This is a genomic window from Pseudarthrobacter sp. B907 (genome assembly GCF_040137805.1).
Lineage (GTDB): Bacteria > Actinomycetota > Actinomycetes > Actinomycetales > Micrococcaceae > Arthrobacter.
Map to the genome: position 1 here is coordinate 109,852 of NZ_JBEEQE010000011.1, position 12,565 is coordinate 122,416.

A 12,565-nucleotide genomic window follows, 5' to 3' on the forward strand; every position below is an offset into this window, starting at 1 on the left:
GTCAACGACAGGAGAGCGATCGATGAAGATCACCGGAGCAGTGCTTGAGGAAATCGGCCGCCCCCGGCCCTTTGCGGAGTCCAAACCCATCAGCATCGCTGAGCTGGAACTCTCTGCCCCCGGGCCCACGGAAATCCTTGTCCGCCTCGAGGCCGCCGGCATCTGCCACTCGGACCTCAGCGTCGTCGACGGGAACCGCGTCCGCCCGGTGCCCATGCTGCTGGGCCATGAAGCCGCCGGCCGCGTCGTCGAGGTCGGCGCCGACGTCACCGACCTTCAGCCCGGCCAGCGCGTAGTTATGTCCTTTTTGCCGCGCTGCGAGCAGTGCGCCAACTGCGCCGCCGACGGCCGGCTGCCCTGCACCGCGGGTTCGAGGAGCAACGGCGAGGGCAGCCTGCTGCACGGTTCCATGCACCTGAGCCGCGGCGGCGAGACCGTCTACCACCACCTCGGTGTCTCCGGATTCGCCAGCCACGCCGTCGTGGACCGGGCCTCCGCGGTGCCGGTCGACGACGACATCCCCGCGGACATCGCCGCGGTCCTCGGCTGCGCGGTGCTCACCGGCGGCGGCGCCGTGCTGAACGCGGCGAAACCCCGGCCCGAGGACAGCATCATGATCGTGGGGCTCGGCGGCGTCGGCATGGCCGCGCTGATCACCGCCGTCTCCCAGGGAATCTCCCGGATCGTCGCCGTGGACACCCTGGCCGAGAAGCTGGACCACGCCCGCCGGCTCGGCGCGCACGAAACCTACACCCCGCAGCAACTGGCAGAACAAGGCGTCAAGGCCAAGTTCGTCGTCGAATGCGCCGGCAGTGCCCGGGCATTCGAGACCGCGTTCGCCGCCACCGACGTCGGCGGCACCACGATCACGGCGGGTCTGCCCTCCCCCGATTCCCGCGCCCAGCTGTCCCCGCTGACCATCACGGCGGAGGCCCGCACGATCGTTGGCAGCTACCTCGGCTCGGCGGTCCCGGCACGCGACATCCCCAAGTACGCCCAGCTCTGGCGGGACGGGAAGCTGCCGGTCGAGGAGCTCATTTCGTCCCGCATCGCCCTGGCGGACATCAACCAGGCCATGGACCAGCTGGCCGACGGCAAAGCGGTCCGCCAGGTCATCATGTTCGACGCCGGGTGAGGGCAACCGGGGCGGATCCAAAGGGCGAAACACCCTCGAATTGACTTGCCCCGGGCCGCCGCGGATGTGACAATCGCGCGCCGCGGTGTCAGCATTAAGTAAATGAGCACAACTCATTTAGCCAATCCCCCCGCTACAACGCCGGGCGATACCTCGTTTTTTGGCCACCCGAAAATGCTGGCCAGCCTCTTCTCCGTAGAAATGTGGGAGCGCTTCTCCTTCTACGGAATGCAGGGGATTCTTCTCTACTACATGTACTTCACCGCCGCTGAGGGCGGCCTGGAGATCAACAAGGCCCTCGCCGCCAGCCTTGTCGGCGCCTACGGCGGCGGCGTCTACCTTTCGACCATCCTGGGCGCCTGGCTCGCGGACCGGCTCTTCGGCTCCGAGCGGGTGCTGTTCGGCTCCGCCATCATGATCATGGCCGGCCACATCGCCCTCGCCCTGATCCCCGGCGTGCCGGGCCTGATTGCCGGCCTTGTGCTGGTGGGCGTCGGCTCCGGCGGCCTGAAGGCCAACGCCACCGCACTGGTCGGAAGCCTGTACCGCGAGAAGGACGAACGCCGCGACGCCGGGTTCTCCATCTTCTACATGGGCATCAACGCCGGCGCCCTGATCGGCCCGCTGGTCACCGGCTGGCTGCAGGAGAGCCAGGGCTTCCATTGGGGCTTCGGCGCCGCCGCCGTCGGCATGGCGCTGGGCCTGGGCATCTACGCCCTCGGCCGCAACAAGCTCCCCGAGGAGGCCCACCGGGTTCCGAACCCGCTGCCCGCCGCGGAGCGCACCAAGTACGGCCTGATCTTCGCCGGCATCGCCGCGGTCATCGCCGCGCTGCTCGCCACCGGCACCGTGAACGCGGACAACCTCGCCATGTCGATGGCCTATGCCGCGATCGGCGCCTCCGTGCTCTACTTCGTGCTGATCTTCAGCAGCAAGAAGGTCAACGCCACCGAGCGCGGCCGGGTGGCAGCGTTTATCCCGCTGTACATCGCCTCCGCCGCGTTCTGGGCGCTCTTCCAGCAGCAGTTCACCTTCATTGCCGTGTACTCGGAGGAGAAGCTGGACCGGAACCTGTTCGGCTGGGAAATGCCGGCCGCCTGGGTCCAGTCGATCAACCCGGTGTTCATCATCATCTTCGCCGGTGTTATGGCGGCGCTGTGGACCCGGCTGGGACGCAAACAGCCCGGCTCGGCGCTGAAGTTCTCGATCGGACTCTTCGTGATGGGCCTCGCCTTCTTGGCCTTCATCCCGCTGGCCGGCGAGGGCAAGACGCCGCTGCTGGCCCTGGTGGGGATCCTGCTGCTGTTCACGCTCGCGGAACTGTTCCTCTCGCCCATCGGCCTGTCGGTGACCACGAAGCTGGCGCCCAAGGCCTTCCACACCCAGATGGTGGCCCTGTTCTTCCTCTCGGTCTCGCTGGGCACCACCCTGGCCGGGATGCTCACGGGCCTCTACAACCCCGACGACGAACTGCCGTACTTCATCGGCGTCGGCGGCACGGCGATGCTCCTGGCCGTCGGCCTGGCCGCGGCCTCCCCTGCCATCAAGAAGCTCATGGGCGGCGTACGCTGAGCTGAATGAGCACCCGACATCGCCCGCCGGTTGAGGCCCGCGTCTACGTCCCCGCCCCCGGCGAGGCGTCCGACGTCGAACCTGTGCCGGCGGGCGATGTCACTGAGGGCGTGGTGCGGGTGGGCGGCACCATCCGCCGCCCGCACCAGCCGCAGTCCCTGGCCGTCGCCGCCTACCTGGACTGGCTCGAAGATGCCGGTTTCGAGGGCGCCCCGAGGTTCCTGGGCCGCGACGCGGAGGGCAGGGACGTGCTGACCTTCCTGGCCGGCGAATGCGCCGGGCCGGTCCCGGAGGCCTGGGTCCAGTCCGAGGAGCTGCTCGCGTCCGTCGCCCGGCTGCTCCGCCGGCTGCACACGGCCTCGGCCGGTTTCGTGCCGGCCGCGCATCCGTTTCCGCCCCGCTATACCCCGCCGGGCGCGGTCAGCCCGGAGCCGGCAGAACTCGTTTGCCACCTTGACGTCACCCCGCAAAACGTTGTGGTCCGTGAGGGGCTCGCCGTCGGGCTGGTGGACTTCGACCTCGCCGGCCCCGCCACGGCGTTCAAGGATTCCTTCAACACCGCGTCACACTGGGCACCGCTCCGGGACCCGGCCGACGGGTGGCCGGGCTGGGAAGCCAACGACCCGTTCCGGAGGCTCCGGATTTTCGCCGACGCCTACGGCTGGACCGATGCGGAACGGCATGCGCTGCCGGCGTTTGGGATCGAGGCGGCCGCGCTGAGCTACCGGCGGATGGAACACAACGCGAGGGTCCTCGGCGGCGGCTGGGCCCGGATGTGGGGCGAGGGCGTCGGCGGCATGATCCGCCGCCGCGGCGCCTGGCTGGAGGCCAACGCGGACCGATTCGTGGACGCCCTTACCGGCCGATGAAGTCCGCGTTCGAGAAGGCGACGCCAAGGGTGACGACCACCAGCACCGTGATGGCAATCGCGACATAGCCCAGGACCAGGCCGGCGATCGCCATGCCCCGCCCGGCCGGCTCCCGGCTCAGCGCGAGATGCCCGAGGACGACGGCGGCCAGTTGCGGGAGCAGGAAAAAGCCGAAACCCAGGAAGGACGCGATGCCACAGCACAGGCTCGCGATGCTCAGGACCTTCGGAGCGGCGGCCACGCCGTAGTAGTTCGGCTGGCCGTAGGCATCGGCGTGCGGTCCCGGCGGCCGCCCGTAGCTGCCCGGGTAGCCGGCCGGCTGCCCGAGGTGCGGTGCCGACGCCGGCATTGGCGGGACATGGCCGTCGGGACCATACGGCGGGCTCCAGGGCGGCTGGTCCCCGCGCTGCGCCCCATGGTGCCTGGTCTGATCGGTCATGGTGTTCCCCTCTGGCATGTGTCCCTCAAGATTACCGCCGCGCCGTTTCGAGGGCGTGACCTGCGGCGTCACAGCGGCCCGATTCCCGCGAAACCATGTTGCCCCGGCCCCCGCGTCTGGCATGCTGGAGCCATGGCTAGCCGCGCGGGCACTGTTGCCCAACCCCAAGACCTTGTTGACCTCACTGCGCTCCTGGACGCGTACTACGACGTCGCGCCTGACCTGGGCGACCCAGGCCAGCGGGTGGCGTTCGGAACCTCCGGGCATCGGGGCTCGAGCCTCAAGGCCTCGTTCAATGAGCCCCACATCCTCGCCATCACCCAGGCCATCGTGGAATACCGCGCGGGCCAGGGCATCACCGGTCCGCTGTACCTCGCGAAGGACACCCACGCCCTGAGTGAACCGGCGCAGAATTCCGCTCTCGAGGTCCTCGCGGCCAACGGCGTGCACGTCCTGATCGATGCCCGCCACGGCTACACACCTACCCCTGCCCTGAGCCACGCCATCCTGACCCACAACAACAACGCGGCCGCCGGCGCGCCGCAGGCCGACGGGATTGTGGTGACCCCCAGCCACAACCCGCCCGGCGACGGCGGCTTCAAGTACAACCCGCCGCACGGCGGCCCGGCTGACACCGACGCCACCGGCTGGATCGCCAACCGCGCCAACGAGCTCCTCGAGAACGGCCTGCGCGGGGTCAAGCGCGTCCCGATTGCCGAGGCCCTGGCGGCCGGCACCACCGGGAAGTTCGATTTCCTCTCCAGCTACGTCGACGACCTGCCGTCCGTGCTTGACCTGAACGCCATCCGCGAGGCGGGGGTCCGCATCGGCGCCGACCCCATGGGCGGCGCCTCCGTGGACTACTGGGGCGAAATTGGCGAACGCCACCACCTCAATCTCACCGTCGTGAACCCGACCGTCGACCCGCAGTGGGCCTTTATGACGCTGGACTGGGACGAGAAAATCCGGATGGATTGCTCCTCGCCGTCGGCCATGGCCTCGCTGATCAACCGGATGGCTGAGGGCGCCAGCTTCGACATCGCCACCGGGAACGACGCCGACGCCGACCGGCACGGCATCGTCACGCCCCTTGTTGGTGGACAGGGCGGCCTGATGAACCCCAACCACTACCTCGCCGTTGCCATTGACTATCTCTACCGGCACCGCACCGGGTGGAGCCCGCAGTCCGTGATCGGCAAGACCCTGGTGTCCTCCTCCATCATCGACCGGGTGGCCGAGAGCCTGGGGCGCAAGCTCGTCGAGGTCCCGGTGGGCTTCAAATGGTTCGTGCCCGGCCTGCTGTCCGGCGAGGGAGCCTTCGGCGGGGAGGAATCCGCCGGCGCCTCGTTCAACAAAATGGACGGCAGCGTCTGGACGACGGACAAGGACGGCATCCTGCTGGCCCTGCTGGCCTCCGAGATCACCGCGGTCACCGGTAAGTCCCCCTCGCAGCTGTACAAGGGCCTCACCGACCAGTTCGGCGACCCCGTCTACGCACGCATCGATGCCGCCGCCACCCGGGAGCAGAAAGCCGCCCTGGGGAAGCTCTCGCCGTCGGACGTCACCGCGACGGAACTGGCCGGCGAGACCATCACGGCCAAGCTGACTGAGGCACCGGGCAACGGCGCGGCCATCGGCGGCCTCAAGGTGGTCACCGAGAACGCCTGGTTCGCTGCCCGGCCCTCCGGCACCGAGGACGTGTACAAGATCTACGCCGAGTCATTCAAGGGCGCGGAGCACCTCAAGCAGGTGCAGGCCGAGGCCAAGGCCCTGGTGGACGGGGTGATTTCCTAGCCGGACCGCCCCGGAACAGAGCCGGGTCCGGTCGGGGTCCGGGGCGACGGCTCAGGCAGTCTGTTCCTCGCGGAGGCTGGTTGCCAGCACCGACCGGTCCCGGCCGAGGGTTTTGGCGCGGTAAAGGGCGGCGTCCGCCGAGGCGATCAGGGCCTTCATATCGACCCGGCCGGGGCCGGTCGAGGCAATCCCGTAGCTCACGGTAGGAAGCCGGGCCGCGACGTTCGGTTGTGCTTCCTGCAGCCGGCGGCTGATGACGGCCGCCATCTCACCGGCCCGCTCCGGGCTGAGGCCCGGCAGGAGCAGGATGAATTCCTCCCCGCCGTAGCGCCCCACGAGGTCGGTGGAGCGGACCGCTGACGTGCACGCGGTAGCGAACGCCTGCAGCGCCTCGTCGCCGGCCGCATGCCCGTACTGGTCGTTGACGGCCTTGAAATGGTCCAGGTCGGCCAGGACAAGGGCGGCGGTGGTCCGGGCGCCGCTGAGGCGGCGCAGTTCATTCTCCGCCAGATCCACGAAGGCGGTGCGGTTGAGGAGCCCGGTGAGCCCGTCGACGGTGGCGCGCGCCCGCAGGTCACGGGTCAGTTGCTCGTTGCTCAGCTCCACCATGGTGAAAGAGGCCAGCACCAGGATCATCGAGGTGAGGAGTGTCGTCACCACCGAGCCGAAGTAGGAGACGAACACCGGGCCTTCCGGGCCGTCGATAAGAAAGGCGGTCAGCCGGCCGGCGTAGAAAACGGCCAGGAACGCCGAGCCATAGGCGAGGGGGCGGTGCACTCGGGAGTAGTCGACGTCGAGCACGAAGAGCTCCCGGGACGAAAGCCCGAGCATCAGTCCCATCATGCCGAGCAGGACCGCGCCGCCGGACCAGTTGTTGGTTGCCGGATGGTCCAGGATGGACAGGATACCCGTCACGGCCGGACCCGCCAGCATGGCCCACAGCTGGGAACTTCGGTTGCGCAGCGACCGGGCGCCCGCCCACATGGCGACTGCTCCGCCAACCAGCAGGGTGTTGCCCAGCGGGTTCGCCCACGCCTGATGCTCGGTACCATCCAGCAGATACGACGCCGATCCGGTGAGGAAGAGCAGCAGGGCGGAGCACCACCATCCGCTGAAAAGGGATCGGGTCCGCCGGTAGGTGATGAAGTAGAACAGGCAGAGCAACGTCAGGGTGACTACGGCCAAGGCAACCCGCAAGGTGGAGGTGTCAAGCATCATCCTGTGGTTCCCCCAGCACGCACCTCGTGACCCCGGTGGTTGTCGGTGTCAGTCCCATTTTGACCCAAGTATTGCACCTCGGACGGCGAATGAAGAGGTTCGTTCACAATGTTGCCTCCCAAAGCCGGAGCAGCCGCCTCGTGGAGTGTCCGCCGTCGGGAGCCATGTCCACGAGCGCGATCCGGTCCAGCTCCAGGTTCTCACCGGCCCTGGGCGCTTTCCCGTCCCGGTGGGACACATGCGGACGGAACCCCGCCATGGTGTAACCGGGGGTGGCGATCCGGCCCGGCAACGCCTCGACCACTCCCACGAGAGCCTCATGGAGGCCCTGGAGTGGGGCGCTGGCCTCGATCAGGCTGACCGGGACTGATCCGCCGCGGCCAAAGCCGGCCTCTCCGCCGACAGTGACGGTGCTGCCAAGCGCGGCCCGGACCGGCGCGTCCATAAGCCCGGCCACGCGCGCGGCCAGCGCGTCATTCCCGACGGCGGCTGCGTCGCTGCTCTCCGGGCCCCCGGCGCCGTCGTCGCCTTGCGGCGGTGGCCCGTCGCCTTGCGGCGGTGGCCCGACGACGTCGAACTTCACCAGCGTGATGTGCAGGGGCCAGGCGTCGCGGGGGAATTCCATTCCCTCGGTGACCGGCTCGAGGAAGGCGACCACAATCAGGTTCCGCATGGGCATAGTCTGCCACTGCCCGACGACGTGGTCGCCGCCCGGTGGTCAGACGGTGCGGACCACGTCTTCGTAGGCGAACTTGGGCTTCGGAGCGCCCCAGGCGTTCTCGGCGGCCTGGCCGATGTTGACCACCATAAAGCTCTTCTGGCTCCCGTCCGGGAAGAAGGCGGCATCGATCTTGCCAAAGTCGGCGCCGGTCATCGGCCCGGCCGAAAGTCCCAGCGACCGGACGGCGAGGATGAAGTACCCGGCCTGCAGGTGGGCGTTGTTGTTGCCGGTGGCCGCGGCGAGGTCCGGCGCGGCGTCGTACATGGCCTTGGGGGCGTTGTAGCCGGGGAGGAAGGTGTCCCACTGCTCATGCCAGGCGGTGTCGGTGCTGAGGACCGCGACCAGGGGCGCGGACGAAGTCTTGGCGCGGTTTCCGGCGGAAAGGGCGTCCACCAGGGTGGCCCGGGCCTCGTCGGAGCGGACGTAGGTGACACGCAGCGGCTGCGAGTTGAACGCGGTGGGACCGAACTTGGTCAGTTCGTAGATGGCGCGTGCCTGCTCGTCCGTGACCTCACCGGTGAAGGCGTTGGCTGTGCGCGCCTGGGCAAAGATGGCGTCCACCGCTGCGGCGTCGATTACTGCTTCTTCATGGGCGATCGTCATTCGCGTCCCTTTCGCTGGGGGCGGCCCGTCCGGGGCGCTGCTGCTGTCCCTTGCTTCAACCGGCGTTCCGGCCGGCAGCTTCCCGGCGAAGGGCGTGAGCTCGCCCACAGCGGATAGACGGCGGGGCTTACTTCCCCGCCGTCACCGCTGCGTGCCCTGCACGGCCGACGTCGAGTTCCTCCGGAAAGGTCTCCCAGTGCCTGAGCGGCGAGAAGATGACCGGCAACGCCGAGGCGGCGGCAATGACGGCCGACGCCCAGAGGACGGTGGCCTCGCCGGCGAGGAGTGCGAGGAAGCCGCCGGCGAGGCTGGCCACGGGCATCACGCCCAGGGTGACGAGCCGGTAGCTGGACATCGCCCTGCCCATCAGGCCCACGGGGACGAGCCGGGCCACGATGCCGGCACCCGCCAGGCCGTTGAGCACCACGAAGTAGGACCAGCCGAAGCCGGAGAGGCCCACCCAGAACACCGCTGGCAACGCCAGGGCGGGGGCCGCGGGAACCAGCAGCATGGAGCAGGCGCCGGCCAGGCTGGCGATGAGCTTGGTCCTGCCGATTCCGAGGCGGCGGGTTATGCCGGTGGCCATCAGGGAGGCCGCCAGTCCGCCGGCGGCGGATACGGCGCCCAACGCGACGACCTGGTCCACCGGTATCCGCAGGTCATTGAGGACAAAGACGACCTTTGCGCCGGCGGCCCACATTCCGGCCGCGTTGACCAGCGCAATCGAGCCCATCAGGGCCCGGACGATCGGGTGCCCCAGTGTGAAGCCCAGCCCGTGGCGCGCCTCCGCCCAAAATCCCGTTGGCCCTGGGGACCGGGCGGACCGCGTCTCGGGGAGCCCGCACGTCACCGCGGCGGAGAACAGATAGGCCACGCTGGAAATCGCCAGGAGGGCCGGCGCAGCGGCGAGCCGAATCAGGGCGCCGGTGACGCCGGGGGCCGCGACGGCAAGGCCGCTTTGGACGGTCTGCACCCTGGCGTAGCCCCGCGCGAGTTGGTCTCCCGCCAAGAGCGTAGGCATCACCGCCGACTGCGCCGAGGTAAAGAAGACGTCGGCGATGCTGATGACGGCGGCGACGAGGAAAAGGTGCCACAGCTGCAGGGCCCCCGCCGCATAGGCAACGGGCACAGTCAGCACCGCGGCTGCCCGGACGAGGTTGGCGCCGATCAGGACCGGTTTCCGGGGCCAACGGTCCACCAGGACGCCGGCCGGTACGCCGAGAACCAGGAACGCCGCCAGGCCCAGGGCATTGAGGATTCCCGCTTCAAAAGCGCCGGCGCCGAGGACGGCAACGGCAACAACCGGCAACAGGGCGCGCGCGACGTCGTCACCGATCCCGTCGCCGATGCCAGCAATAAAGAGCCACCGGAACGGTCCCCGCAGGAGCGGCCCGGAAGATGCAGCGCCGGAGCCCTGTTCTTTGCCGGCGGGGCGGCTACTCTGGGAGCCAGGCGATGTGCGAAATGTCACACGTGAGGGTGTCAGGTAACGCCTGACGTTGTCAACGCCGCCACGCACGAAGGGGCCAAGATGGTCGACGTCGATTCGGGACAGCGCTATTGCTCTTTCTGTGGCCGCGTCGGTAGCCGGGACCGGCGGCTCGTGGATGGCCCGGGCATTTCGATCTGTGAGCACTGCCTGGGCGCCGCCCGGGATCTTCTGGACGCCCCCGAGCAGGCTGACGGTGCCCGCTCCCTTGGGCCCGATTGGGAGCGGCTGAGCGATGAGGAACTCCTGGCGCAGCTGCCCGAAATTGCCCGCCTCGGCTCCCAAGTCGAGGGGCAACTGCGGCACTGGGTCGGCGCCGCCAGGGAAAGAGACATCAGCTGGTCCCGGATCGGTGCCGCCCTGGGCATCACCCGGCAAACCGCCTGGCAGCGGTTCAAGGAGGTCCCCTGAGCGGGGTGGGGCCGGGGATCAGGCGTCGTCGTCCGGCATGGGGCAGACGCAGACTGGCTCTGCTGGGTCGGGAACCCGGCGGCGAAGAGCATCGGCCCGCATGACGCCGAACAGGATGCTGAGAATCTTTCGCACTGGACCCATCCGTTGACCGAGCACTGCCGAATCCCTAGTGAACGACATGCTCGTCCGCGGCGCCCTGTACGGGCGCTGCGGGTGCGGCGCCAGCCGGCCAAACCGGCCCAGTGGTGGTGTAAGCAGATCGGAGGTGGGGATGGACCGCACGGCCATCAATCCCCTCTGCACTCTCAGACTGCTCCTGGTCGGCGGCCTCTTCGCGGTCATCTGGATCATTTTCGGGGCCGGCGCGGCTCAAGCAGCCGAGTCCTCGGACCCGCCGCCGGCAGAACCGGTGAATGGGTCGATATCCTCGCTCATCCCGCCCCTCAAACCTGTTATCGCGGCGGTCCGGACGCCCGTTCACCCGGCCCCACAAGAAACGTCCATCCGCCCGGCCCAGGTGTCTGAGAAGCCCGCGGTTGCCCCGTCCGCACCGGCCGGCGATCTCCTGCTGGACGGGACCGTGGCCAAAGCCACCGCACCCTCGGCGACCTCGACTCTCGATGCCGCCCTTTCACCGGCGTCCGATCCCCTGTTGGACAAGACCCTAGTTCTGATCCCGGTCACCGCGCCGGTCACGCACGTGGCCGAAGCGGCTGTGGCCCCAGTCCTTGCGCCGGTCACGCACGTTGCGGTCGGCACCGTACAACCGGTGCTGTCCCCTGTGACGGACGTCGCCGTCGGTGTTCTCAACCCGGTGAGTGGCGTTTCCAGCAGCCTAGTTGGCACCCTGACGCACACGGTGGCGGCACCTGCCTCACCCGTGCTCACCGTCCCGGGCGTCACGCCGTCAAGTGCGCCCGGCGGTGTCCAGGCCGGCACTGGAGCATCGGCTTCTCTCGCAACGGAAGCTTCCGCTCCGTCCCAGCTCCGGAGGACTACGGCTAACCCAACGGCGTCGGAGTTCGCATTTCCGGTAGGGGCGGGCGCTTGGATGACCATGGCGTCGACGTCCGGCGACGAAAGTTCTCCGCGGGGCCCGTTTGGTACGCCAAACCACAGAGATCCCGCTACCGTTCCGGCACCGGTCTCCGGTAGCCAGGGAAGCGGCGGCTCTGCGGGCCCTGGCCAGGCAAGCGCTGCTGATCTTTCCTACCGCTTCATGTTGCCCGTCACACGGGACGGGGAAGGCTTCCCCTTCAGTTTTGTTGTCCCCAAGGCCGCTGACCCGGCACCTGGATTCTCACCCGGCTGATGATGCCTGCGCCGCGCTCCCGAGCGCGGAAGAACGACTAGGCATACCGGCACCCTGCCGGGAGAACCATCAATCCACGTGAGGAAAAAACAGTCATGAATTCATTTGTCCGAAACACCCTCTGCGCCGCTGCCTTCGCCGGCGGAATCATTGTAGTTGGGGCCGGAGCGGCCTCGGCCGATACCGGGACCCAGCAGCACCTCGCCAGCAGCGGCCAGACAAGCATCACCTCGGCCTCCACGACGGCGAACCGCGACAGCATCGCGTCGAACCTCGGCCTGGGCCTGGGCGCTAACCTGAACACGGCCAGCACCCTCCAGGGCACCAGCAGTGGAAACGCCACCGGCACGGACCGCGGGTCTTACACCTCGGCGTCGAACCTCGGCCTGGGCCTCGGCGCGAACCTCAACACGGCCAGCACCCTCCAGGACACCAGCAGCGGGAACGCCACCGGTACGGACCGCGGGTCTTACACCTCGACGTCGAACCTCGGCCTGGGCCTCGGCGCGAACCTGAACACGGCCAGCACCCTCGAGGGAACCAGCGGTGGAAACACCACCGGCACGGACCGCGGGCCTTACACCACGGCGTCGAACCTCGGGCTGGACCTTGGCGCTAACTTGAACATGGCTAGCACCATCCAGAACACCGGCACGGACCGCGGGTCTTACGCCCCGGCGTCGAACCTCGGCCTGGACCGGGACGCGAACCTCAACACGGCCAGCACCCTCCAAGGCACCAGCGGTGGAAACACCACCGGCACGGACCGCGGGCCTTACACCACGGCGTCGAACCTCGGGCTGGACCTTGGCGCTAACTTGAACATGGCTAGCACCATCCAGAACACCGGCACGGACCGCGGGTCTTACACCACGGCGTCGAACCTCGGGCTGGACCTTGGCGCTAACCTGAACATGGCTAGCACCATCCAGAACACCGGCACGGACCGCGGGTCTTACGCCACGGCGTCGAACCTCGGCCTGGACCTGGACGCGAACC

At 68.6% G+C, this 12,565-nt stretch carries 11 protein-coding genes; 6 read left to right on the plus strand and 5 right to left on the minus strand.

Going from position 1 to position 12,565, the window contains the following annotated elements; translation table 11 throughout:
* Nucleotides 1-22: 22 nt before the first annotated feature.
* The 3 genes from ABLI39_RS11390 (at nucleotide 23) to ABLI39_RS11400 (ending at nucleotide 3,576) form a co-directional block, all read left to right on the plus strand.
* Nucleotides 23-1,135: an alcohol dehydrogenase catalytic domain-containing protein gene (locus tag ABLI39_RS11390; protein WP_349413531.1), complete on the plus strand. Its 1,113-nt coding sequence runs from the start codon at nucleotides 23-25 to the stop codon at nucleotides 1,133-1,135.
* Nucleotides 1,136-1,237: 102 nt separating this feature from the next.
* On the plus strand, nucleotides 1,238-2,707 hold the full coding sequence (locus tag ABLI39_RS11395) for a peptide MFS transporter (protein WP_349413532.1): 1,470 nt from the start codon (nucleotides 1,238-1,240) through the stop codon (nucleotides 2,705-2,707).
* A gap of 5 nt (nucleotides 2,708-2,712) precedes the next feature.
* Nucleotides 2,713-3,576 carry a phosphotransferase gene (locus tag ABLI39_RS11400; protein ID WP_349413533.1) on the plus strand — a complete coding sequence of 288 codons (864 nt, stop codon included), beginning with the start codon at nucleotides 2,713-2,715 and terminating at the stop codon, nucleotides 3,574-3,576.
* On the opposite strand, the gene ABLI39_RS11405 is transcribed toward ABLI39_RS11400, so the two are convergent.
* Nucleotides 3,563-4,015, minus strand: coding sequence for a DUF4190 domain-containing protein (locus ABLI39_RS11405; protein WP_349413534.1), 453 nt, complete (start codon nucleotides 4,013-4,015; stop codon nucleotides 3,563-3,565). The two genes, ABLI39_RS11400 and ABLI39_RS11405, sit on opposite strands and share 14 nt — an antisense overlap.
* Before the next feature lie 132 nt (nucleotides 4,016-4,147).
* On the opposite strand from ABLI39_RS11405, the gene pgm reads away from it, so the two are divergent.
* Entirely contained in the window at nucleotides 4,148-5,809 is a 1,662-nt protein-coding gene (gene pgm, locus ABLI39_RS11410; protein WP_349413535.1) for a phosphoglucomutase (alpha-D-glucose-1,6-bisphosphate-dependent), read from the plus strand.
* Between the two features lie 51 nt (nucleotides 5,810-5,860).
* Here pgm and ABLI39_RS11415 read toward each other — a convergent pair whose 3' ends face one another.
* The 4 genes from ABLI39_RS11415 to ABLI39_RS11430 all read right to left on the minus strand — a co-directional run bounded on the left by ABLI39_RS11415 (nucleotide 5,861) and on the right by ABLI39_RS11430 (nucleotide 9,822).
* Nucleotides 5,861-7,027, minus strand: coding sequence for a GGDEF domain-containing protein (locus tag ABLI39_RS11415; RefSeq protein ID WP_349413536.1), 1,167 nt, complete (start codon nucleotides 7,025-7,027; stop codon nucleotides 5,861-5,863).
* A gap of 103 nt (nucleotides 7,028-7,130) precedes the next feature.
* Nucleotides 7,131-7,700 carry a hypothetical protein gene (locus ABLI39_RS11420; RefSeq protein ID WP_349413537.1) on the minus strand — a complete coding sequence of 190 codons (570 nt, stop codon included), beginning with the start codon at nucleotides 7,698-7,700 and terminating at the stop codon, nucleotides 7,131-7,133.
* A gap of 45 nt (nucleotides 7,701-7,745) precedes the next feature.
* Nucleotides 7,746-8,351 carry a malonic semialdehyde reductase gene (locus ABLI39_RS11425; protein ID WP_349413538.1) on the minus strand — a complete coding sequence of 202 codons (606 nt, stop codon included), beginning with the start codon at nucleotides 8,349-8,351 and terminating at the stop codon, nucleotides 7,746-7,748.
* Between the two features lie 127 nt (nucleotides 8,352-8,478).
* Nucleotides 8,479-9,822, minus strand: coding sequence for an MFS transporter (locus ABLI39_RS11430; RefSeq protein WP_349413539.1), 1,344 nt, complete (start codon nucleotides 9,820-9,822; stop codon nucleotides 8,479-8,481).
* Between the two features lie 60 nt (nucleotides 9,823-9,882).
* On the opposite strand from ABLI39_RS11430, the gene ABLI39_RS11435 reads away from it, so the two are divergent.
* Both ABLI39_RS11435 and ABLI39_RS11440 read left to right on the plus strand, forming a co-directional pair.
* On the plus strand, nucleotides 9,883-10,251 hold the full coding sequence (locus ABLI39_RS11435) for a ClpX C4-type zinc finger protein (protein WP_349413540.1): 369 nt from the start codon (nucleotides 9,883-9,885) through the stop codon (nucleotides 10,249-10,251).
* A 1,410-nt stretch (nucleotides 10,252-11,661) separates the two neighbouring features.
* On the plus strand, nucleotides 11,662-12,565 hold a 904-nt coding region (locus ABLI39_RS11440), incomplete at its 3' end, for a hypothetical protein (protein WP_349413541.1).